We start from the raw sequence: 19621 nt of genomic DNA on the forward strand, positions 1-19621 counted from the left end.
TCCAGCATCGCCGCCGGGCTTTACGGTCCGGTAAACGAGAGTTGAAGCCGAACCGTTCAGGACCGGACTTCTTCCGTCTCGAGACAGGGATACCGGAGAGAACGATGACGGATACGGCCCCCGAGTTCCTCACCGTCGGCACCGGCGACGCGGCCCGCCGCATCGCCGTGCGGGTGCGCCCGGGCGGCGGGCCGCCGGTGGTCTGGCTCGGCGGCTTTCGCTCCGACATGACCGCGACCAAGGCGACGGCGCTCGATGCCTGGGCCGAACGGACGGGCCGGAGGCTCGTGCGGTTCGACTACGCCGCGCACGGTGCCTCGGGCGGCACCTTCACGGATTGCACCATCTCGTCCTGGCTCCAGGACGCGCAGGCCGTCCTGGCAGCCTACGTAACGGAGGCGCCGGTGCTCGTCGGCTCGTCGATGGGCGGCTGGATCGCCTGCCTCGCGGCCCGCGACCGGGTTGCCCGCGGGCAGGCGACGGCGGGGCTGGTGCTCATCGCGCCCGCGCTGGACTTCACGGAGGAGCTGATCTGGAACCGCCTCACCGAGGCGGCCCGCGAGATGCTGATCCGGGACGGGGTCCTCAGGAAACCCAGCGACTACGCGCCGGAGCCGGACCCGATCACGCGGACCCTCATCGACGACGGCCGCCGGCATTGCATGCTGGGCGGGCCGGTGGATCCGGCCTGCCCGGTGCACATCCTGCAGGGCATGCGGGACACCGACGTCCCCTACACCCACGCCTTGCGGACGATCGAACGTCTGCCGGCCGAGGGGACCGTGCTGACGCTGATTGCCGACGGCGACCACCGGCTGTCGCGGCCGCAGGACATCGCGCGGCTCGTGGCAGCGGTGGCCGACATCGCCTGACCGATCCCCCGATCAGGCATGTCAGCGCAGATGATCAGTGCAGGCTGACGGGCTGCAGGTCGTGCGCGGCGGCGTTGGCCAGCACCACGTCCCGCGAATCGGCGAGCATGATCGGGGCGCCGCTCGCCGAGAGCAGAGCGAACAGGTCGAGCCCGGGCGTCAGCTCGGGAGCCTGCGGGAAGAAGCGGCGAACCTCGTCGGACCGGATCGGCCGGACGTAGGCGATGTGCCCCTCGCCCAGCGCCGCGAGATCGGCGGGCTGGAAATCAGCCGGATCGAGATCGGCCGGGGTCAGGGGAGACGGGTTCAGATCGGTCATCAAGCCCTCCTGGGGTGGCAGAGCGTCTACCGCCGATCCTGAAGGCACCGGCGGCTCCGCCCTGAGATGGGGATGCGCGCCGGCCAATCAATCGGTGGGCCCTAGCCCCGGGCGCCGATATCGATCTTGCGCACGATCCGGTCCGGCTCTGGCCGGACCAGGTCGATCGACAGCAGCCCGTTGGCGAGGTCGGCGCCGAGGACCTCCATGCCGTCCGCCAGCAGGAAGGTCCGCTGGAACTGCCGCGCCGCAATGCCGCGGTGGAGGAAGTGGCGCTCGCGCTCGTCGACCTGCCGGCCGCGCACCACAAGCTGGCTCTCCTCCAACATCACGTCCAATTGGTCGCGGGTGAAACCGGCCACCGCCAGGGTGATCCGCAGGCGCTCGGGCTCGCTCTCGGTCCGCGGCAGACGCTCGATGTTGTAGGGCGGGTAGCCGTCGTTGGCGGCTTTGGAGACCCGATCGAGCGCCTGCTCGATCTCGTCGAAGCCGAGCAGGAACGGGTGCCCGAAGGGCGAGGATCGAGTCATCGCGGCCATCATCCACAAAGCGAGGCCTCCGACCCAGGGATCTGCCGCAATCCCGGGATGCCTGAGCACCTCGTCGACAGGAGCCCGCCCGGGGCAGCGCTCCGCCGGACGCGACGACGCCGGCAACACGGAGATATGGCCAAGGCCCATTGAGCCATCAAGGGAGGCGATCCGTACGACCGCCGGCGTGCCGCAGACGCTGACCCAGGATATTTCGGCAAAAATTGACGGGATGCATAGGCAAAGCCAGGAACAGCCACGCTTTCTTCTAACAGTTTGGAACTGCTCTGATTTTCTCCCCGGCCCTTGATCCGGGCCGCGGGCCTGGATACTGCCGCGGCAGGCGATAATCCGGCTTCCGAGATTGGTCGCCGCGATCTTCTCGCGCGACGTGAGGCACCGGAGCCGTGAGCACGCCCATGACCCCGTCGAACCATGCGGCGATGCGGCGGGTCGCCGACGTGTGCGGCGACGAGGCCGACATCCTGGCCCTGTCGGTGGCCCGCTTCGTGGCGGCCGGCTACATGACCAGCGACGTCGCCTGCTGGAACGCGGCCTTCGACGGCGCCGAGCAGCTGCTCGGGCCGACGGAGGGCTGCCGCTTCGTCGCCTGCGTGGTCGCGATCATCCGGGCGCTCCGTGCGGAGCGCGACGGCGACTGGTCGTTCATGCCGGCGAGCTGCTGCCGCGTCACCGGCCACGAATGCGCGCTGGTGACGCTGATCAACCGGGGTCGACAGCGCCTCTGGGCGGATCTCGAGGCGGCCGCGGCCGAGATCACCGGCCGGGATGCGGCACCGCGCCTCGTGGCGGCGGTCCGCGCGGCGGTCGGGCCGCTGGACGCGGCGGCCGAGCGCCTCGCCCCTGCCTCCTGCCCGGCCGGGACGGTGCTGCACTGATCCGGCGCCCCGCAACCCCGGCCCGCGCGGCGCGACCCGCCGGCCGGCGCGAACTCGAAGAGGACTTTGATACGGTGCTTGCCCTGCGCGCTCCCCTGTACCGCCGTCGGATCGGGCGCATCGCCCTCGACACGGCGGCCTGCTTCGCGCTCTCGGCGCTCCTCGTCGTGTCGGCCCTGGCGCAGGACGCGTCCGAGAAGGCGCCGATCAAGCTGCAGCTCAACAAGGTCGAGACCGCGGGCGAGGCCTGCCGGATCACGATGGTGATCGACAACAAGGGGTCCGGCCTCAAGACCTACAAGGTGGATCTCTTCGCCTTCGACCCGGAGGGCGTCGCGCAGAAGCGCGTGGCCGTCGAGCTCGGGCCGCTGCCGCCGAAGAAGACCACCGTGAAGATCTTCGATTTTCCCGGCATCGCCTGCAACAAGGTCGGACGCGTCCTCCTGAACGACGTTCTGACCTGCGACGGCGGCGACGCGGGACGTGAGGCCTGCCTCGAGCGGACCGAGACCGACAGCAAGGCCGGCCTCCCGTTCGACCGCTGATGCGGGTGGTGTGACGGTCGACGAGACCAAACCGCCCGGCGGCGAGGCCCGCCGGGCGGCGCGCGGCTTTCGCCGCACCCCGTGACGATGGCGGCGCAAGGCCGCGTGAGACCAGGACGCCAGGAGCCCGCGATGGACCCGACACAAGCCCCGATCGAGGCGGCCCACGACTTCTCGTTCCTCGGACTGTTCCTGCAGGCCGACCCGATCGTGAAGGGCGTGATGATCCTGCTGGTGATCGCCTCGATCGCCTGCTGGACGGTGGTGTTCGAGAAGGTCATCCGGCTCGCCGCCGCGCGGCGGCAGGCCAAGGCCTTCGCGAACCTGGTCCGCTCTGGCGGCAGCCTCGACGGCGAGCACCGCGGCATCGCCGGCCACGTTGTTAAGGCGGCGATCGACGCGTGGCGCGATCAGGATTCCTCCGAGACAAGAGCCGAGCGCCGCGACCGCATCGAGCGGGCGATGAAGGGCGCTCTGACCATCGAGGTGAAGCGCCTGCGCACCGGTCTGTCGCTGCTCGCGACCTCCGGGTCCACGGCCCCGTTCGTCGGCCTGTTCGGCACCGTCTGGGGCATCATGAACTCGTTCTCGTCCATCGCCCGGAGCCAGGACACCTCCCTCGCCGTGGTGGCGCCGGGCATCGCCGAAGCGCTGTTCGCGACCGCGATCGGTCTCGTCGTCGCGATCCCGGCGGTGATGGCGTACAACAAGCTGTCGAGCGACGTGAGCGGCATCCAGAGCACCTTCTCGTCCTACATCTCGGTTCTGGGCAACCGCCTCGCGCGCGACCGCGCCGGCGCCCACCGCGCGGCCGCCGAGTAGAGCCGACCGGCGCCCGCCCCCAGAGAGCCGAACGTCAAGGTACCGGAGACGCCCCATGGCGATGGGATCCATTCGCGCGAACGACGACGACGACCTCGACGACGTGCCGATGTCCGAGATCAACGTCACCCCGATGGTCGACGTGATGCTCGTGCTGCTGATCATCTTCATGGTCGCCGCGCCGCTGATGACCACCGGCGTGCCGGTCCAGCTGCCGAAGACCGCGGCCCCCAAGGTCGCGCAGTCGAAGAAGCCCGCCGAGGTGACGGTCGACAAGGACGGCAACCCGTCCATCGCCAAGGAGGTGTTCACGATGGAGAGCATCGTGCCGCGCCTGCGCGAGATGGCGGCGACCGACAAGGACCAGGTCATCCTGGTGCGCGGCGACCGCGACGTGCCCTACGGCAAGGTCATGGAGGTCATGGGCCTCGTCGGGCAGGCCGGCTTCACCAAGGTGTCGCTGATCGCGCAGTCGCCCGGCGGCGCCGCTCCTGCCGCGCCCGCCGCCGCGCCCGCCGCACCCGCAGGGACCGCGCGCTGAACCGATGAGCACCTTCACGCCGACGGATATGCCGGCCGGCCTCGGTGAGCGCCGACCGTCCGGACTGCTCGCCGCCTTCCTGGTCGCCCTGGGCCTGCACGCCTGCGTGCTCGCCGCGGTCATGTTCCTGCGGCTCTCGCCGCCCGCACCGCCCGGCGAGCAGCAGATCACCGTCGACCTCGCGCCGCTCATGACCGACGCGACCACCGAGGCCCCGGCGGAGCAGCAGATGAGCCAGGAGGCGCCGCCGGAGACGAAGCCGGTGGACGCGCCGCCGGACGAAGCCGTCCAGCCGCCGCCGCCGACCGAGATGACCGAGGTGAAGCCGGAGGACACCCAGGCAGTCGAGACGCCGCCGGAGGCTCAGCCCGTGGAGGCGCAGAGCCAGGTGATCACCTCCGCGTCCGAGGCCGCCGAGCCGCTGGCACCGCCGCCCACCGAGGTGGCGAAGACCGAGGAGCCGCCCAAGCCGACGCCCGACCCGGCGAAGCTCAAGGCGGAGCGGGAAGCCAAGCTGCGCAAGATCCGTGAGGAGAAGCTCCGCGAGCAGAAGCGCGAGGAGGCACGGCAGGAACGGCTGGAGGAGATCCGCGAGGCGAAGGCCAAGGCCGCGCGCGAGGCGAAGGCCCGCGAGGCCAAGGCGCGGGCGGGCGCCGAGCGCAGTTCGGCCTCGGCCTCGCGCGCGAACGCTGCTGGCCGCGCCGCCGCCGGCAACGATCCGAGCGCCATGCGGCAGTGGCAGGGCGCCATCAGCGCGGCGATCCACAGCCGGATGAACGTGAACGCGGCGGTCGGCACCGGCGGCGGGACCGCGGTGGTGCGCTTCACCGTGATGCGCTCGGGTCAGGTGACGGGTGCGGGCGTGGCCCGCTCCAGCGGGATCGGCCAGATCGACAGCGCCGCCCTCGCGGCGGTGCGCGGCTCCATGCCGGCGGCGCCCCCCGGCGTGACCCAGTCGAGCCTCTCGGTCTCCATTCCGCTCAACTTCCGCGTGCGTTGATCGGGGGTCGATCGCGCCCGGATCCTCTCGGCTGAACTCGGGCCGGATCCGGATTGTCCAGTGGACGCGTACGAATAGTGTGCGCCGTCAGTCCCTGCCCGCGATCCGGATTCGCCATCGGCCGCGCGGGCATGCTAAAGCCTTCGTGAACCTGCCCTCCCCGCGCGCCTGACGGCGATGCGGGAGGGCGCCGATCCGGCCTTGCCCTCCGCCCCTCGAACAGGCCGGACCCGCTCTGACCCCGTCCCGCGCAGGCTGCGCCGGGTCGGACCCGTCGAGTCGGGGTGAAAGGGACAGGATGAGCGACGACACTGAGTACGACCTCGACGAGGTGAACGCCACCCGCGACGCGGAGGCGGAAGCCAAGACGCGCGCCGAGAACCGCGCCGAGCGCGCGGAACGGGCGGAGCGCATGGCTCGCGAGGGCGCCCAGGCGATGGCGGAGCATCACGCGGCCATCAAGGCGATGGATGAACGGACCGTGCGACTGCGCTCGCTCCGGCTCGCCAAGGAGGCCGCGGACGCGCAGGCCAAGGCGGCCGAGAAGGAAGCCAAGGCGGCCGCCAAGGGCAGCGCCAAGAAGGCCGCGCCGAAGAAGACGACCGCGAAGGGCTAGAGGTCGATGGCCGAAGACCGCAACCGCCGCCGCTTCACCGACCCCCGCGCGGCAGCCGAGGCGGCGTTCCGGGCCGCCACGAGCCCGAAGCCCGCCGCCCCGCCGCCGCAGGCCATGCCCCGGCCGGCGGCGATCCCGGGCTCCCGAGAGGTGGTGAGCCTGCGCCTCGACAGCGCCGTGCTCGCGCATTTCCAGAAGGACGGGCCTGGCTGGCAGGACCGCATCAATGAGGCTCTGAAGGGGCTCGTCCCAGCGGCCGAGGCCTGAGACCGCCCGCGTCCGAGACACGTCCGGTCCCGGACCCTTGCTCAGACCGACTTCGGCCGCTCGCGCAGGATCCGGTTCACCGCCCGGTCGAGGGCGGACAGGAAGGCCGACCGGTCGGCGCGCGAGAAGGGCTTCGGCCCGCCCGTGACGGTGCCAGCCTCGCGCAATGAGTGCATCAGGTCGCGGGTGGCGAGAGCGAGACCGATCCCGGCCTCGCTGAACGGCTTGCCGGTGAACGCCAGGACCGTGGCGCCGGCCTTCACGCAGCGCGCGGCCAGCGGGACGTCGGCGGTGAGCACGATGCTCCCCGGGCCGGCCCGCGCGGCGATCCAGTCGTCGGCGGCGTCCAGTGCTGAGCCCACGACCACTCGCTCGATCCAGGGCTCGCGCGGCAGGTTCAGAACACTGTTGGCGACGACGTGGACGGTCAGGCCGTAGCGTGCGGCCACCCGGTAGGTCTCGTCCTTGACCGGGCAGGCATCGGCGTCGAGGTAGATCGGCGGGCGCACCGGCGCGTCGCTCATGGCCGGGGCACCAGCTTCGAGGTGAAGCCCGCCAGGATCAGGAGCACGCCCAGGGCGAACTGCCCGTGCTCGATATCGCCGCCCACCGATAGAACGATGGCGCGGCCGAACACCACGAGGCCGATGAGCGGAAGGCCGAAGCGCAGCGCCATCTTCGCGGCGATCAGTGTGTTCGCCCGCGCGGTACCGGTCTCGGCCATCAGCGGGCGACCGCGGCGCGGCGCGGCGCCAGATCCGCCACGGGCGCGATCTCTGCGGCGCCGCGCTCCAGCGTGGCCACCGACAGCGGCGCACCGCGGCCGCGGAGCGCGTGGGCGCCGAGGGACCGCGCCCGCACGCCGGCCGGGAGGCGCGGCAGGCGGTTGAGAAGGTCCTGCGAGATCAGGATGCCGACGCCGAGGGGGCGGCACAGGGCCTCGATGCGCGACGTCACGTTCACGGCGTCGCCGAAATACGCGATCTTGTGGCGGTCGACCCCGACCTCGGCCGTGACCACCGAGCCGCCGTGCAGCGCCGCCCGCAGCCGCGGGACCGTGCCGAACCGGGCTTGCCAGGCCGCAGCGTCAGCCTCGATCCGGTCGAGCACCTCGAACACGCAGGTCACGCAGCGCGCGTCCTTCAGGCCGCGGGCCATCGGCCACGTCACCATGGCGAGGTCGCCGACGTAGTCGTCCACCGAACCGCCGTTGCGCCGCACGGGCTCGGCCAGCGTGGCGAACACCGCGCTCAGGTACTCCTGGGCGCGCAGGTCGCCGTGGGTCTCCGCGAAGGCCGTGGAGCCGACCACGTCGAGGAACAGGAAGACCCGCTCCTCCGCCACCGGCTTGTGGTAGCGGCCGATCATGAAGTTCACGAACACCTCGCCGCCGATCAGGTCGCGCATCCGGATGACGAAGACCAGCAGGCCCGAGACGGCCAGGGCGTAGGCAAGGACCCGTGCGGTCATGCGGGTCGCGGTCGTGAGGTCGTCCGGTGTCAGCGCGAAGGCCCAGACCAGGAGGCCGCCCAGCGCGTTGCCCGCCATGATCATCAGCACGTAGGCGAGTTCCGCGGCCAGCACGTAGAGCCAGGCCGGCAGCCGCCGGATCCGCGCCTGGAGACCGGCCAGGATCAGCCCGCGGTCGAAGGCCAGCACCGTGGCGCCCATGCAGAGGCCGTAGGTGAAGCCGGCGAGGGGCGAGGCGCCGGCGGCGAAGATGATGTTGTAGAGCAAGCCCGCGCCGGCCGCTGCCAGCAGGATCAGACCCCAGAATATCCGGTGGGCCGGCAGCATCGAGGCATCTCCAGCATGGCCAGCCGACGGACCGTGCGCGGGTCCGGGTGACGCGTGGCCCTGCGCGGCGGTGCTGCGCGGGCTCGGCAGGCCCGCGCCGCCGGACTCGAGGCATGGGCCTAAAGTTTAGCGCCGCGGAAGGCCGCGTGCCATTGCTCAACGCCCCAACATGGCGCGAGTAAGGCGTGCCGGGTTGTTGCGCGGCCGAGCCGTGATACGTCGGCGGCCGGGGACACGACCGGACCGCCGCCTGCAACCCCCTGCGACAGCGAAGAGGGAGCGCTGCCATGTACGCCAGGAGCTTCGGCGCGACGCGCGTCTCTGTGCCGGTCATCGGCCAGGGCACGTGGCACATCGACAGTTCGGACCGGACGGACGCGATCCGGGCGCTGCGGGCCGGGATCGACGCCGGCATGACCCATGTCGACACCGCGGAGATGTACGGCGACGCGGAGGCGATCGTCGCCGCCGCCGTTGCGGATTGCCGCGAGGAAGTGTTCCTCGTCTCGAAGGTGGTGCCGGGCAACGCGACGCGCCGGGGCGTCGCGCGGGCCTGCGAGGCCTCGCTCCGGCGGCTGCGGACGGACCGGCTGGATTGCTACCTGCTGCACTGGCCGGGCCAGCACCCGCTGGAGGAGACGGTCGCGGGGTTCGAGGACCTGCGCCGGGCGGGCAAGATCCTGTCCTGGGGCGTCAGCAACTTCGACGTCGAGGACCTCGACCGCCTCCTCGGCATCGCGGGGCCGGACCGGATCGCCTGCAATCAGGTCCTCTACCACCTGAATGAGCGGGCCATCGAGCACGCGGTGCTGCCCTGGTGCGAGAAGCACGGTGTCGCGATGGTCGGCTACTCGCCCTTCGGCAGCGGCGACTTCCCCGATCCGGCCAGCGCCGGCGGCCGCGTCCTGGCGGGCATCGCGCAGAACCACGGCACGACGCCCTACGCGGTCGCCCTCGCCTACCTGACCCGGCTGCCGGGGACGTTCACGATCCCCAAGACCGGGCGCCCGGGCCGGGCCGTCGAGAATGCCGGCGCGGCGGACCTGCACCTGGGCGCGGCCGAGCTCGCCCTGATCGACGCGCATTTCCCGCGCGGGCCGCGCCCCCGGATGCTGCCGATGCTCTGAGCGGCGTGCCGGCTCAAGCCGGCAGCGCCAGAGGCACCGGATCGACCGGCGCGGCGGCGCGGACCCGGTTGCGGCCGGCCTTCTTGGCCGCGTAGAGGGCCGCGTCCGCCGCCGTGAACAGGCCTTCGGGCGGATCGCCGCCGCCCGGATCGGCGCTGGCGATGCCGATGCTGACGGTGGCGCTGCCCCCGACCTCCGGAGCGTGGGGGATGCGGAGGTTCACCACGGCGCGGCGGATGCGCTCCGCCGCCACGCTGGCGGCCGTCGCGTCGAGGCCGGGAAGAAGGGCGACGAATTCCTCGCCGCCGATCCGGAAGCTGAGCCCGGTGGTGTCGAGGGTCCGCTGCAGGCAGCCCGCGACCGCCCTGAGCACCTCGTCGCCGCGCTGGTGGCCGAAGCGATCGTTGAACTGCTTGAAGTGGTCGGCATCGACGATCATCAGCGCCAGGGGCGTCCGGAGCTGGGCGGCCCGCTTCCACTCCACGGCGAAGTGCTCGTCGTAGCTGCGCCGGTTCGGCAGGCCTGTCAGGCCGTCGGTCCGGGCGAGAACCGCGAGCGCGGCGTTGGCCTCGCGGGTAGAGGCCTCCGCGGCCACGTGGCGCCCGACCTCCCGGTGCAGCAGGACCGTCAGGCCGAAGGAGAGGCCGCAGAGGCACAGGATCAGGACGCCGACGATCGCCGCCTTGTAGATCCAGACGCCGCGGATGCTGTCGACATCCGTCGCCACCGTCACGATCAGCGGCAGGTCCTCGAGGTCGGCGAAGCTGTAGACACGCTCCACGCCGTCGAGGAACGAGCGACCCTGGAACTCGCCGCGCGGCTTGGACCGGTACATCTGGTAGCCGGGGCTCGTGCTGATGCTGTGACCGAGCGCCTGCGGCCGCGCGGGCGCCCGGATCAGGAGCGTCCCGTCCCGATGGAAGACGTTCAGAGCGATGCCGTCGTCGAAGTGCAGGCGCTCGAACAGGGCCTGGAAATGGGCGAGCTTGATCGACCCGGAAACGATCCCGCCGAACGCGCCGTCGGGCGTCTGGATTCGCCGGGTCATGCGGATGATCGGCTCCCCGGTCAGGAGGGATTCGGTCGGTCCGGACAGGATCAGGCCCGCATCCGGGTCCGCACGGTGGATCTGGAAGTCCGGCAGGGCGCTCAGGTTGGGCCGGGTCCGCACGCCGGGATCGCTCGTCAGCCGGACGTCGCCGGCCGCGTCCGTGACGGCGATCGGGCCGAGGCCGGATCCCGCCGCGGCGGTGTCGAACAGGGCCAGGCGCCGCAGATCCGGGCCCAGGGCCGCGATGTCGGCGCGGCTCGCGAGCCGTGCGGAGCTCTGCAGGGAGAGGTCGTAGATCCTCAGGCTGTGACCGACGCCCTCCTCGATCACCGCCAGGAGGTTCCCGGCGTTGCGGCGCGCGTTGTGCCAGGCGATGTCGCGCAGGTCGAGGCAGAGATAGGCGCCGAGCAGTGCCAGGCAGGCCAGCAGGCATGTGCCGCCCGCCGCGATCAGGCGCGAGGCGCGATCGTCGAGATGGGCTCGGATCGCTGTGGCGGTCGCGCGCAGGAGCATCGGCTCGATCGGGCTGTCGCCGACCGCGCCATTGCGGTCGACGGACTCAGTGTCGACCCGATCTTACGGCGGCGAAGATTGAAAAAGGGGTTATTAACAGCATTAAGAAGCGCCGAATTGCCATCAATACAAATGCAGCCCGGCACGCCTGTCAGTGCAGACGCGCCTCGGACCGGAACGCGACCGTCGTCGGGCTGAGAAAGGACGGCGCGCGCCGCGGGCGGACTCATACCCGTGACGCGCGCCGTCGCGTGACCCCGTCGCAGGCGGACCGTCAGTCCCCGATGCCGAACAGCTTCTCGATGAAGTTGCGGTCATCCTTCTGGCCGCGCCGCGCCGGTGCGGCCTGGCGCGGCGCGGGCGCATCAGGCTCACCGAGGATCTGACCCAGGAGACCACCCGGGCCGGCCGGGGCGGCGCTCGCGACCGAGGCGGTCGTCTCCGGCTGCCGGCGCCAGCGATTGAGGCCCGGGAGCGGGACCGGTGTCTGTCCCTTCAGCGCCTGGGTCATGTAGGTCTTCCAGATCTCCGCCGGCAGGTTGCCGCCAGTGACCTTCTTGGTGAGTTCGCCGTCGTCGTTGCCGAGCCAGACCCCGGTCACGAGGCTGCCCGAGAAGCCCATGAACCACGCGTCGCGGTAATCCTGGGTGGTGCCGCTCTTGCCGGCGAGATCCCATCCCGGGATGTCGGCCTTCTTGCCGGTGCCGCTCACGAAGGTCTCGTGCATCATGGCGTTCATCATGCCATCGGCATTGGCGTCGATGACCCGACCCAGACCGTTGTCGGAGCGCTTGTAGAGCACCTTCCCGTCCTGGCTCTTCACGGCGGTGACCACGTAGGGGATCACGCCGATGCCGCCGTTGGCGAAGGCCCCGTAGGCGCCGACCATCTCCAGGAGCGTGACCTCGGACGTGCCGAGGGCGATGGAGCCGTTGGCCTGAAGCGGCGAGGTGATGCCGAGCCGCTGTGCGGTCTGGACCACGGTCTTAGGCCCGACCTCCTGGCCGAGGCGCACCGCGACGGTGTTGAGCGACTGGGCGAGCGCCGTCCGCAGGGTGACGGGCCCCTCGTAGCGGTGGGAGTAGTTCTCCGGCGCCCAGTTGCCGATCCGGATCGGCGCGTCCTCCCGGACCGTGTCGGGCGTGGCGCCGTGCTCGACGGCCGCGAGGTACACGAAGGGCTTGAACGAGGAGCCGGGCTGGCGCTTGGCGGTCGTGGCCCGGTTGAACTGGCTCTGCGCGTAGTCGCGGCCGCCGATCAGGGCGCGGATGGCGCCGTCGGGCCGCATCGAGACCAGCGCCCCCTGGCTGACGTTGTAGCGCGTGCCCTTGGCGTTGAGCTCGTCGGTGAGCGCCTTCTCGGCGGCGGCCTGGAGGCCGGGATCGACCGTGGTCTGGACCGTGATGTCGGTGTCGAACTTGCCGACGTAGTCGTCGAGCACGTCCATGACGAGGTCGGCGACGTAGTTGGCCGACCCGCCGCCGCGGGCGTTGGCGGGCTTGGCCGGCTGGGCGAGCGCCACCTTGACGTCCTGTGCCGACGCGAAGCCCAGCTCCTGCATGGCGGCGAGCACCTGCGCGGCGCGGGCCTGGGCGGCCGGGAGATTGCGGTTCGGGGCGAGGCGCGAGGGCGCCTGCACGAGGCCGCCGAGCATCGCGGCCTGCGCGAGGCTCACCTCCTTGGCGGGCTTGCCGAAGTAGCGCTGCGCCGCCGCCTCGACCCCGTAGGCGCCGGCGCCGAAGTAGACGCGGTTCAGGTAGAGTTCGAGGATCTCGTCCTTGGTGTACTTGTGCTCGAGCCAGAGCGCGAGGATCGCCTCCTGGATCTTGCGCGACGCGGAGCGCTCCGGAGTCAGGAACAGATTCTTGGCGAGCTGCTGGGTGAGGGTCGAGCCGCCCTGCGCAACGCCGCGCCGGGTCAGGTTCTGGCCGATGGCGCGCAGGATGCCGACCGGATCGACGCCGAAATGCTGGTAGAAGCGCCGATCCTCGATCGCCACGAAAGCGCGCGGCAGGTAAGGCGGCAGCTCCTTGATCGACACGACCCGACCGCCGGTCTCGCCGCGGTTGGCGAGCAGGGAGCCGTCGCTGGCCAGGATGGCGATGTTGGGCGGCCGCTTCGGCACCGCCAGCTGGTCGATCGGCGGCAATTGCGACGCGTGGTAGGCGATGAGGCCGGCGAGGCCGATCACCCCCCAGAGGCCGAGGACGACGGTCCCGTAGACGATGCGGCCGAGCCAGGAGCGGCGGCGTCGGCCGCGCCCCGAGGCCTTCGCCCGCCCCGTAGTCCGCGCCGGCGCCTTGCCCGGCTGCCGCGCCCCGCCGCCCGCTCGCTTCGCCACGCCGTCTCCTGCCCCGGGACGGTCCTCGCGGGTCAGGCGCAGGTCGAGTTCGCCGCGGTCCCGCGCGCGCCCCTCGGGCACGTCGAAATTCGGCTCAATCCTGCCCCGACCCTTGGCCATGCATCCCGTCTTCGACTGTTCCGCCACGACGCGCGTCCGTCAGGCACGCCGCGGAACGGTTTCCGCACGCCAAATGCGGCGGTTTCGCGCCCCGTCCGGAAACGACGCGGGGGCCGGCGGCACCGGCCATCCTTGTCGAAACCGTCTGTGACCGCTTCGCGGTACGGTGCGGAAAAAGGCTGGCCAATCCGTTAAGGAACGCGCCGATCCGTCCGGAGAGTGGCCGGACCCCGAGCTTCGGGACGGCGCGCGACTAGCGCGCGCCGCCCTGCAATTCGCGCGTGCTCGCCAGGATCGCCTCCTGCAGCGCGGTGGCCGCCGCGTGGTGGCGCCCCGGACCGAGCACGACGAACTCGACCGCGCCGAGCGGGGGCAGAGCGGCCGCCTCGGGGAGCGCGGCGAGGCCCGGCGGCATGACCTTGGCCGAGTGCGGCGCGACGCCGAGCCCCGCTTCGACGGCGGCCCGCAACCCCATCAGGCTGCTACTGGTGCAGGCGACCCGCCAGGATCGGCCTACCGCCGCGAGGGCGTCGAGCGCCAGGGTGCGGGTCATCGAGGGCGGCGGGTAGAGCACCAGGGGCAAGGGTTTGTCGGGATCCGGAACGGCGCCGGGGCGGCCTGCCCAGATCAGGTCCTCCGCCCAGGCCAGGGTCCCACGCGGATCGCCGCGACGGCGCTTGCAGAAGATCACGTCGAGCTCGCCCGCGTCGTAGCCCTGGTAGAGAGTCCGGCTCAGCCCGACCGTGATCTGGAGATCGACCGCGTCGTGCCGATCGGCGAAGCCGGCCAGGACCTTCGCCAGGGTCGACAGGGTGTAGTCCTCGGAAACGCCGAGGCGGATGCGTCCGCGCAGGCCGCCCGGCGAGAAGAAGGCGCGCAGCCGGTCCTGCGCCTCCACCACGTCGCGGGCGAAGCCGATCAGGACCTGACCGTCCGGCGTCGGGGCGACCCGGTGCGTGTCGCGCGTCAGGAGCGCGCGCCCGAGAGCCCGCTCCAGACGCGCGATGTGCCCGCTGACCGTCGATTGCCGCAGACCGAGCGTCTGGGCCGCTGCCGTGAAGCTGCTGCTCTCGACGACGGCCAGGAACGAGCGCAGCAGCTCGATGTTCGGATTGCCTATCATGGTTCACGATAACCGATATCGGTAACCCTGGGACGCCGCGCGGCGTTAGGGTCCCGGACAGACCCGTCCCAGAGCCGCGCCGCGAAGCCCCGTCCGATGTCCGCACCCGTGATCATGACCACGCTGTTCGTCGGCGGCCTCGTGGCGATACCGACGCTCGGGAGATGGGCGACGCAGGTCACCGAGGTGCTCGCCTCGCTGCTGGCGACCGCCACCGTCCTGGTCGTGATCCTGTACCTCTGCGATCGCTGGCCGGGCTACTTCGCGAACCCGCAGGTGCCGGTCGGCCTGACGGCGACACCGTTCGGCGACTGAGCCGATGACCCGTCCCGCGCGATCGCAGACCGTGGGGCGCGACCGCACCGCGGGCGCCGCCCTGGCCTTCGTCGCCGGATTCATCGACGCGGCGGCCTTCATCGCCCTGACCGGTCTCTTCACCGCCCACGTGACCGGCAACTTCGTCCTGATCGGCGCCGAGCTGGTCGCGAGCTCCGGCGGCGTGGTGGCCAAGCTCCTGGCGCTGCCCGTCTTCGTCGGGGCGGTGGCGGGCGCGCGGGTTCTGGCCCTGGCGCTGGAACGGCGGGCGCTCGACCCGCTGCCCTGGCTGCTCGCGGTCGAGGTGGCCCTGCTCGCAGGGTTCGGGCTGTGCGGCACCGCGTGGTCGCCCCTCGGCGCGGCGGACAGTGCCGCGTCCATCGCGGTCGGCATGCTGGCGGTCGCGGCCATGGGCCTGCAGAACGCTATCGGCCGCCTGTCCCTCGGCCATCTCGCACCCACGACGGTCATGACGGTGAGCGTCAGCCAAGCCGTCATCGACGCGACCGACCTCCTTCTGGGCAGCGGCGAGCAGCGCGATCAGACCCGGAAGCGATTCCTGCGCGTGCTCCCGGCGATCGCGGCCTTCGCCGTCGGTGCGCTCGTCGGCGCCTTCGGGATCGCGCACCTCGCCTTCGGCAGCCTCGTCCTGCCGCTCGGCGTCCTGACGGCCCTGATCGTCCAGGCCGGAGCGCCCGGCGGCGCCGGCGCCGCGCCGTGAGGCGCCGCGCCGGGCGGCGGTCAGGGAGCGGACGGCCTCACCGCTCGGCCGGCGGTTTGGCGGACGGCTCGCCGAGCACCCGTCGGGCCTCGGTGAGCAGCACCGCGTGGCGCGCCGCCGGCGGACCGGAATCCGGCGTCTCGCGGCCGAGCCGGGCGATGCGCGCCCGGAACAGGCGCCGGCGCAGGCCGAACCGGCGAAGGCTCATCACCAGCGCCTGAAGCACGAGGCGGACGGCCTCCGTCCGTTCGCGCTCCTCGACGATCGCCGCCGCGAGCGCGGCCTCGCGGCGGAGCGCGGCCTCGAGCTCATCCCGGACGGCGGCGCGGGACCCCTCGTCCCTGCGCGCCGCGTCGAGCTGGATCCGGCATTCCTGCAGCGCGCTGAGCAGCAGAAGCTCCTGCGCGGACGCATCCCTCATCAAGGCCTCCAGGGGCGCCGTCACCCGTCCGACGACGGGGCGTTCCGCCCGATCACCGTCGCGCCGGCCGCGGACCGGCCCGCGCGCATCCTCGTGCGACGCCATAGCGAGCGCGGCCGCTGGCCGGAAGCCGCCGACCGGATTATTCGGCACCCGCACCGCAAACCACGGGGGAATCGGGGACGTGCAGATTCGGATCGCTCTGGCCTTCGGGGCCATCACGCTGGGAGGGGGCGCGCTCGCACCCGCCCCGGCCCAGGCCTACCAGCTCGACACGGTGAACTTGGTCGGCTGCGCGCAAGAGGGCGGCGTCTGCCGGATGCCCTACCCCACCAACGTCTATTACGGCGTGCCCGGCCGGACGAACGGTCGGCCGTTCCCGCAGGGCGGCGTCGTGCCCTGCAACACCCAGACCTTCGGCGATCCGGCACCGGGCCAGGCGAAGAGTTGCTGGTACGCGCCGCGCGTCAACGTCGGCGGCGGGGGCGGTGGCTACGGTGGTGGAGGCGGGAATTCCGGCGGCAACGGTTACGGCGGCGGGGGCGGCTACCGGAACGACGGGTACGACGACCGGCGCGAATCCTACCGCGACCGGCGCGACTACGATCGCCCGCCGGTGCGCCGCCCCTACGACGACGATTATGGTCCGGGACCGCGGCGCTACCGGGGCGATCCGGACGAGTACTGATCTCGGCCAAGCAGGGCAGGCACGGGAACGTATTTGCCCTGTTAACCGCCATCCGGCATCGTCCGGCTCCGCGAGGCCCGTGTCCGCGGAGCCGCTCGACCGGATGGAGGAGTTGATGACGGAGAATCGCCGCGGCGCTTTCCGCAAGAACGCCTTCACCTTCGGCGCGGTGCTGCTCGACGGCGGCGAGGTGAGCTGCCTGGTCTGGGACGCCACCGACGTGGGCGCGCAGATCGAGGTCGAGGACGATCAGGCCGTGCCGGACCGCTTCCCGCTGCGCGTCAGCGCCGGCACAGAACCGCGCTTGGCCACCGTGGCGTGGCGGCGCAGCCGGCGGATCGGCATCGCCTTCGAGGGCTGAGCCCCTTCAGGTCGCCTGCAGGGCCGGGCGTGGCCGGGAGCCCGACCCGACGAGCCGGAACCAGCGCGGCCGCACGAACAGGCAGTCGAGCACCGTTCCGCGGACCAGCCGCTCCAGCGCCAGGGGCAGCATCACCGCCACTGCTATGACCGTCAGGCTCGCGAGGCCGATATCGGCGATCGCGCCGGTGCGCACGAGGACCTCGCGGGTCGCCGCCATCGGCAGGGAGAAGGCGAGGTAGATCACGATCGAGCGCTGGCCGCAGATCCGGACCGCCTCGGCGACCGGGCCGCCGGCGCGGCCGATCAGGGAAGCCGCCACCACGATCGCTTGGGCACCGGCGGCGCCGAGGGCGAGGCTCGCCAGCGGCAGGCTGGCAAGCGTCGGGTGCTCCGGCAGGCCCGATGGAGTGAGCGCGAGCCAGCCCTCCAGGATCGCCCAGGCGGCGAGGCCGAGCAGGGCGAGCGGGACGCGGCGGCGCGCCGCGTCCGCGAGCGCGAAGATCCGCCCGGCGAACAGGTAGCCCGCGACGAAGTACACGTAGCGGGCGCAGAACTCCTCGATCAGCGTCGAGTCGCTGCGGATGTCGGCAATCTGCAGCAGGGCGGCGCCGGCGAGGAGCACGCCGCCGGGCACGCGGCGCAGGGCCTTCGTGACCACCGAGAACACCGCCAGCAGGTAGATGAACCAGAGGCTGGAATAGGGCTCGATCAGCGCGTGCGCGAGGTGCGCCGCGAAGGCCGCCGGGCCGGCATCGCCGACGATCTTGCCGTACTTGGCGACGGACTGAATCACCAGCCAGAGCAGGTAGAAATAGGCGAAGTGGACGACCCGGCGGTCGGAGAACAGGCGCCAGTCGCGGTCGATGACCCGTCCCACGAAGAGGCCGGAGAGCAGGAAGAAGTCCGGGATCCGGAACGGCTTCGCGAATGCGACGACCGGGTGGAGGAAGCCCTCGCCGCCCATGGCCTCGCCGGTGCCGATGACCGAATGCATCATGACGACCAGGAGGATGCAGATCCCCTTGGCGATATCGACCCAGGCGAGCCGATCTCCCGTATCCCCGACCCCGGCCATCGTCCCAACCCTCGCGATCGGGGCGATCCTGGACCGGCTCGGGTTGACGGCAAGGAACGGGGCGGCGGCCACCTGCGGATGTGACGAACGCCCGGTAAACGCCGGCCGGGCAGGTGTCAGATCTTGCGGCGCGCCGACTTCCGCTCGCGGGTCATGCGCGTGGCGGCGTGGAAATCGTCGGGCTTGCCGCGGACCCAGACGAGGAAGCGCGCGATCTCCGGATCGGCACGCAGGGCCTCGACGTCGGCGAGGCGCTTGGCGATCTCCGCCTCGCTGTAGCGGGCGTGGATCGCCGAGTGGCAGATCTGGTGCAGCCGGACCGTGCCGCGGTGGGTCCCGCCCTTCAGCTTCGGCGTGAGGTGATGGAGGCTGGAGCGGGCGCGGCGCGGGATCGGGCGCTCGCAGAGGGGGCAGACCGGGTCCGGCGGGCCCGGGACGCCCGGCGCGTCCGGATCCTCGGCGCTCCAGCGCTGCGAGCGCCGTCCGACCACGCGAGCCTCCCTCTCCTACCCCTCCTGGTCCATCGGCTGCGGACAGGCCGCACCGACGCGCGGCCCGAACAGCGCCTCGGCCTCGCGATCCCGGCTCCCCAGGATGGAGACGTGGTCCCCCGGGATCACGTCGATCCGGGCCCGCGGGCCGGCCGCCGCGGCGAGGTTCCGCGCCAGCTCGGCCGGCACCACCGGATCGTCGGAACCCTGCACGATCAGCACCGGCGCGGTCCCGTCGCGGATGCGCAGGTCCGAGCGGTACGTGTCGCGCAGGAGCCAGATCGGGGCTAGCGGGACATGCAGCCGCACGGTGTGGGTCATCGAGTCGAAGGGCGCCTCCAGGTACAGTCCGATCGCCGGAACCCGTTCGGCGACCGCGACGGCCACGGCGGCCCCGAGGGAATGGCCGTGCAGCAGGATCGGCGCGCCGGGCGCCCGCGCCCGCGCGGCCTCGGCGGCCGCCAGCCCGTCGCGGATCAGCCCGTCCTCGCTGGGGCTGCCGGTGGATCCGGGATAGCCGCGATAGGCCACGGTGAGCACGCCCCAGCCGCGGGCCCGCCAGGGCTCCGCGGCGAAGCGGGCCGCGTGCGGCTCGGGGCGGGACCCGTTGCCGTGGAAGCTCACGACGACACCACAGCCCGGCCGCGGCGGCCGCCACAGCCCGTGCAGGGTCTCGCCGTCGGGGGTCGCGACCGTGATGGTCGCGAGGCCCGACGGGATCGTCCACGGGTTCTGCGGGCCGAAGGCGCCCGGATAGAGGAAACGGCGCTGCCCGAGCGCGAGCGCGGCGCAGGCCAGACCGCAGAGGAGGAGCGCGGCGAGCAGGAGGCCGGCGATGAGGCGCATGCGCGGGGCAGGAGAACGTGTGCGTTCGGACGAACGGTTTCCGGGATGTGTTCTCTAGGGCGGCCGGGCAGCATTGACAAAGCCGTCCGCGCGCCCGAGTCTGGAACAGTTCCGAGGGGGGCCCTGCAGAGGGCTGAGATTGGGCACGCGGCCCTGACCCTTGAACCTGATCCGGCTCATACCGGCGGAGGGACGGGAACCTGCGGTCGCCGCTCGCG

Annotated in this window: 25 protein-coding genes and 1 riboswitch; of the genes, 13 read left to right on the top strand and 12 right to left on the bottom strand. The window is 72.0% G+C overall.

Translation table 11 applies throughout. The features are described 5' to 3' along the window. The first annotated feature begins 104 nt into the window (after positions 1 to 104). Entirely contained in the window at positions 105 to 872 is a 768-nt protein-coding gene (locus ACLBXO_RS03210; protein ID WP_447684488.1) for an alpha/beta hydrolase, read from the top strand. A 34-nt stretch (positions 873 to 906) separates the two neighbouring features. Here ACLBXO_RS03210 and ACLBXO_RS03215 read toward each other — a convergent pair whose 3' ends face one another. After that, positions 907 to 1191 carry a BQ00720 family protein gene (locus tag ACLBXO_RS03215; protein WP_020092805.1) on the bottom strand — a complete coding sequence of 95 codons (285 nt, stop codon included), beginning with the start codon at positions 1189 to 1191 and terminating at the stop codon, positions 907 to 909. Positions 1192 to 1292: 101 nt separating this feature from the next. After that, positions 1293 to 1721, bottom strand: coding sequence for an Hsp20 family protein (locus ACLBXO_RS03220; protein ID WP_210032855.1), 429 nt, complete (start codon positions 1719 to 1721; stop codon positions 1293 to 1295). Between the two features lie 419 nt (positions 1722 to 2140). Between ACLBXO_RS03220 and ACLBXO_RS03225 the strand changes: the two genes are divergently transcribed. The 7 genes from ACLBXO_RS03225 (at position 2141) to ACLBXO_RS03255 (ending at position 6411) form a co-directional block, all read left to right on the top strand. Next, the gene (locus tag ACLBXO_RS03225; RefSeq protein WP_331317511.1) at positions 2141 to 2620 is read left to right on the top strand and encodes a hypothetical protein; all 480 of its coding nucleotides are present in this window, start codon (positions 2141 to 2143) and stop codon (positions 2618 to 2620) included. Between the two features lie 74 nt (positions 2621 to 2694). After that, entirely contained in the window at positions 2695 to 3165 is a 471-nt protein-coding gene (locus ACLBXO_RS03230; RefSeq protein ID WP_447684489.1) for a Tat pathway signal protein, read from the top strand. 132 nt (positions 3166 to 3297) lie between these two features. Then, positions 3298 to 3987 (top strand): MotA/TolQ/ExbB proton channel family protein, encoded by a 690-nt coding sequence (locus ACLBXO_RS03235; RefSeq protein ID WP_331290896.1) that lies wholly within the window; start codon positions 3298 to 3300, stop codon positions 3985 to 3987. Positions 3988 to 4042: 55 nt separating this feature from the next. Then, positions 4043 to 4528, top strand: coding sequence for an ExbD/TolR family protein (locus ACLBXO_RS03240; protein ID WP_331317508.1), 486 nt, complete (start codon positions 4043 to 4045; stop codon positions 4526 to 4528). 4 nt (positions 4529 to 4532) lie between these two features. Beyond that, positions 4533 to 5528, top strand: coding sequence for a TonB family protein (locus tag ACLBXO_RS03245; RefSeq protein ID WP_447684490.1), 996 nt, complete (start codon positions 4533 to 4535; stop codon positions 5526 to 5528). Positions 5529 to 5826: 298 nt separating this feature from the next. Further along, positions 5827 to 6144, top strand: a complete 318-nt coding sequence (locus ACLBXO_RS03250) for a hypothetical protein (RefSeq protein WP_012320114.1) — start codon at positions 5827 to 5829, stop codon at positions 6142 to 6144. A gap of 6 nt (positions 6145 to 6150) precedes the next feature. After that, positions 6151 to 6411 carry a BrnA antitoxin family protein gene (locus tag ACLBXO_RS03255; RefSeq protein WP_331317504.1) on the top strand — a complete coding sequence of 87 codons (261 nt, stop codon included), beginning with the start codon at positions 6151 to 6153 and terminating at the stop codon, positions 6409 to 6411. 41 nt (positions 6412 to 6452) lie between these two features. Here ACLBXO_RS03255 and ACLBXO_RS03260 read toward each other — a convergent pair whose 3' ends face one another. The 3 genes from ACLBXO_RS03260 to ACLBXO_RS03270 are packed head-to-tail and all read right to left on the bottom strand — an operon-like array spanning position 6453 to position 8208. After that, complete coding sequence (locus tag ACLBXO_RS03260) at positions 6453 to 6935, bottom strand: YaiI/YqxD family protein (protein WP_331317503.1); 483 nt, start codon at positions 6933 to 6935, stop codon at positions 6453 to 6455. Then, the gene (locus ACLBXO_RS03265) at positions 6932 to 7135 is read right to left on the bottom strand and encodes a hypothetical protein (RefSeq protein WP_331317502.1); all 204 of its coding nucleotides are present in this window, start codon (positions 7133 to 7135) and stop codon (positions 6932 to 6934) included. The genes ACLBXO_RS03260 and ACLBXO_RS03265 overlap by 4 nt, the downstream gene beginning before the upstream one ends. Beyond that, positions 7135 to 8208: an adenylate/guanylate cyclase domain-containing protein gene (locus ACLBXO_RS03270; RefSeq protein WP_447684491.1), complete on the bottom strand. Its 1074-nt coding sequence runs from the start codon at positions 8206 to 8208 to the stop codon at positions 7135 to 7137. Before ACLBXO_RS03270 ends, ACLBXO_RS03265 begins: the two co-directional genes overlap by 1 nt. 287 nt (positions 8209 to 8495) lie before the next feature. Here ACLBXO_RS03270 and ACLBXO_RS03275 point away from each other — a divergent pair, with 287 nt between their 5' ends. Then, on the top strand, positions 8496 to 9335 hold the full coding sequence (locus ACLBXO_RS03275) for an aldo/keto reductase (RefSeq protein ID WP_447684492.1): 840 nt from the start codon (positions 8496 to 8498) through the stop codon (positions 9333 to 9335). Between the two features lie 13 nt (positions 9336 to 9348). Here the strand turns inward: ACLBXO_RS03275 and ACLBXO_RS03280 are convergent, their stop codons facing one another. The 3 genes from ACLBXO_RS03280 to ACLBXO_RS03290 all read right to left on the bottom strand — a co-directional run bounded on the left by ACLBXO_RS03280 (position 9349) and on the right by ACLBXO_RS03290 (position 14483). Then, positions 9349 to 10899, bottom strand: coding sequence for a GGDEF domain-containing protein (locus ACLBXO_RS03280; protein ID WP_331317494.1), 1551 nt, complete (start codon positions 10897 to 10899; stop codon positions 9349 to 9351). 274 nt (positions 10900 to 11173) lie between these two features. Then, on the bottom strand, positions 11174 to 13360 hold the full coding sequence (locus tag ACLBXO_RS03285; RefSeq protein ID WP_447684493.1) for a transglycosylase domain-containing protein: 2187 nt from the start codon (positions 13358 to 13360) through the stop codon (positions 11174 to 11176). 253 nt (positions 13361 to 13613) lie between these two features. Further along, positions 13614 to 14483 (bottom strand): LysR family transcriptional regulator, encoded by an 870-nt coding sequence (locus tag ACLBXO_RS03290; RefSeq protein ID WP_447684494.1) that lies wholly within the window; start codon positions 14481 to 14483, stop codon positions 13614 to 13616. A gap of 96 nt (positions 14484 to 14579) precedes the next feature. Between ACLBXO_RS03290 and ACLBXO_RS03295 the strand changes: the two genes are divergently transcribed. Next, positions 14580 to 14798 (top strand): hypothetical protein, encoded by a 219-nt coding sequence (locus ACLBXO_RS03295; RefSeq protein ID WP_331317490.1) that lies wholly within the window; start codon positions 14580 to 14582, stop codon positions 14796 to 14798. A gap of 4 nt (positions 14799 to 14802) precedes the next feature. After that, positions 14803 to 15519: a YoaK family protein gene (locus ACLBXO_RS03300; protein ID WP_447684495.1), complete on the top strand. Its 717-nt coding sequence runs from the start codon at positions 14803 to 14805 to the stop codon at positions 15517 to 15519. Between the two features lie 37 nt (positions 15520 to 15556). On the opposite strand, the gene ACLBXO_RS03305 is transcribed toward ACLBXO_RS03300, so the two are convergent. Continuing rightward, entirely contained in the window at positions 15557 to 15940 is a 384-nt protein-coding gene (locus tag ACLBXO_RS03305) for an ATP-dependent helicase (protein ID WP_447684496.1), read from the bottom strand. 184 nt (positions 15941 to 16124) lie between these two features. Here ACLBXO_RS03305 and ACLBXO_RS03310 point away from each other — a divergent pair, with 184 nt between their 5' ends. Together ACLBXO_RS03310 and ACLBXO_RS03315 are read left to right on the top strand one after the other, a co-directional pair. Further along, the gene (locus ACLBXO_RS03310; RefSeq protein ID WP_447684497.1) at positions 16125 to 16628 is read left to right on the top strand and encodes a hypothetical protein; all 504 of its coding nucleotides are present in this window, start codon (positions 16125 to 16127) and stop codon (positions 16626 to 16628) included. A gap of 115 nt (positions 16629 to 16743) precedes the next feature. Then, on the top strand, positions 16744 to 16989 hold the full coding sequence (locus ACLBXO_RS03315) for a pilus assembly protein PilZ (protein WP_447684498.1): 246 nt from the start codon (positions 16744 to 16746) through the stop codon (positions 16987 to 16989). Between the two features lie 6 nt (positions 16990 to 16995). Here the strand turns inward: ACLBXO_RS03315 and ACLBXO_RS03320 are convergent, their stop codons facing one another. From ACLBXO_RS03320 to ACLBXO_RS03330, 3 genes are all read right to left on the bottom strand, one after another. Then, positions 16996 to 18066, bottom strand: coding sequence for an acyltransferase family protein (locus ACLBXO_RS03320; RefSeq protein WP_447684499.1), 1071 nt, complete (start codon positions 18064 to 18066; stop codon positions 16996 to 16998). Between the two features lie 116 nt (positions 18067 to 18182). Continuing rightward, positions 18183 to 18557, bottom strand: a complete 375-nt coding sequence (locus tag ACLBXO_RS03325) for a restriction endonuclease (RefSeq protein WP_020092825.1) — start codon at positions 18555 to 18557, stop codon at positions 18183 to 18185. A gap of 15 nt (positions 18558 to 18572) precedes the next feature. Beyond that, entirely contained in the window at positions 18573 to 19403 is an 831-nt protein-coding gene (locus tag ACLBXO_RS03330; protein ID WP_331317481.1) for an alpha/beta hydrolase, read from the bottom strand. Positions 19404 to 19507: 104 nt separating this feature from the next. Then, positions 19508 to 19613: riboswitch (TPP riboswitch) on the top strand. Positions 19614 to 19621 lie beyond the last annotated feature (8 nt).

Source organism: Methylobacterium sp. C33D (genome assembly GCF_053345825.1).

Excerpts from the sequence above, each read along its gene's own strand:
- ACLBXO_RS03210 (WP_447684488.1), top strand. The coding sequence starts at position 105 with ATGACGGATACGGCCCCCGAGTTCCTCACCGTCGGCACCGGCGACGCG.
- ACLBXO_RS03215 (WP_020092805.1), bottom strand. The coding sequence starts at position 1,191 with ATGACCGATCTGAACCCGTCTCCCCTGACCCCGGCCGATCTCGATCCG.
- ACLBXO_RS03220 (WP_210032855.1), bottom strand. The coding sequence starts at position 1,721 with ATGACTCGATCCTCGCCCTTCGGGCACCCGTTCCTGCTCGGCTTCGAC.
- ACLBXO_RS03225 (WP_331317511.1), top strand. The coding sequence starts at position 2,141 with ATGACCCCGTCGAACCATGCGGCGATGCGGCGGGTCGCCGACGTGTGC.
- ACLBXO_RS03235 (WP_331290896.1), top strand. The coding sequence starts at position 3,298 with ATGGACCCGACACAAGCCCCGATCGAGGCGGCCCACGACTTCTCGTTC.
- ACLBXO_RS03240 (WP_331317508.1), top strand. The coding sequence starts at position 4,043 with ATGGCGATGGGATCCATTCGCGCGAACGACGACGACGACCTCGACGAC.
- ACLBXO_RS03245 (WP_447684490.1), top strand. The coding sequence starts at position 4,533 with ATGAGCACCTTCACGCCGACGGATATGCCGGCCGGCCTCGGTGAGCGC.
- ACLBXO_RS03250 (WP_012320114.1), top strand. The coding sequence starts at position 5,827 with ATGAGCGACGACACTGAGTACGACCTCGACGAGGTGAACGCCACCCGC.
- ACLBXO_RS03255 (WP_331317504.1), top strand. The coding sequence starts at position 6,151 with ATGGCCGAAGACCGCAACCGCCGCCGCTTCACCGACCCCCGCGCGGCA.
- ACLBXO_RS03260 (WP_331317503.1), bottom strand. The coding sequence starts at position 6,935 with ATGAGCGACGCGCCGGTGCGCCCGCCGATCTACCTCGACGCCGATGCC.
- ACLBXO_RS03265 (WP_331317502.1), bottom strand. The coding sequence starts at position 7,135 with ATGGCCGAGACCGGTACCGCGCGGGCGAACACACTGATCGCCGCGAAG.
- ACLBXO_RS03270 (WP_447684491.1), bottom strand. The coding sequence starts at position 8,208 with ATGCTGCCGGCCCACCGGATATTCTGGGGTCTGATCCTGCTGGCAGCG.
- ACLBXO_RS03275 (WP_447684492.1), top strand. The coding sequence starts at position 8,496 with ATGTACGCCAGGAGCTTCGGCGCGACGCGCGTCTCTGTGCCGGTCATC.
- ACLBXO_RS03280 (WP_331317494.1), bottom strand. The coding sequence starts at position 10,899 with ATGCTCCTGCGCGCGACCGCCACAGCGATCCGAGCCCATCTCGACGAT.
- ACLBXO_RS03285 (WP_447684493.1), bottom strand. The coding sequence starts at position 13,360 with ATGGCCAAGGGTCGGGGCAGGATTGAGCCGAATTTCGACGTGCCCGAG.
- ACLBXO_RS03290 (WP_447684494.1), bottom strand. The coding sequence starts at position 14,483 with ATGATAGGCAATCCGAACATCGAGCTGCTGCGCTCGTTCCTGGCCGTC.
- ACLBXO_RS03295 (WP_331317490.1), top strand. The coding sequence starts at position 14,580 with ATGTCCGCACCCGTGATCATGACCACGCTGTTCGTCGGCGGCCTCGTG.
- ACLBXO_RS03300 (WP_447684495.1), top strand. The coding sequence starts at position 14,803 with ATGACCCGTCCCGCGCGATCGCAGACCGTGGGGCGCGACCGCACCGCG.
- ACLBXO_RS03305 (WP_447684496.1), bottom strand. The coding sequence starts at position 15,940 with ATGAGGGATGCGTCCGCGCAGGAGCTTCTGCTGCTCAGCGCGCTGCAG.
- ACLBXO_RS03315 (WP_447684498.1), top strand. The coding sequence starts at position 16,744 with ATGACGGAGAATCGCCGCGGCGCTTTCCGCAAGAACGCCTTCACCTTC.
- ACLBXO_RS03320 (WP_447684499.1), bottom strand. The coding sequence starts at position 18,066 with ATGGCCGGGGTCGGGGATACGGGAGATCGGCTCGCCTGGGTCGATATC.
- ACLBXO_RS03330 (WP_331317481.1), bottom strand. The coding sequence starts at position 19,403 with ATGCGCCTCATCGCCGGCCTCCTGCTCGCCGCGCTCCTCCTCTGCGGT.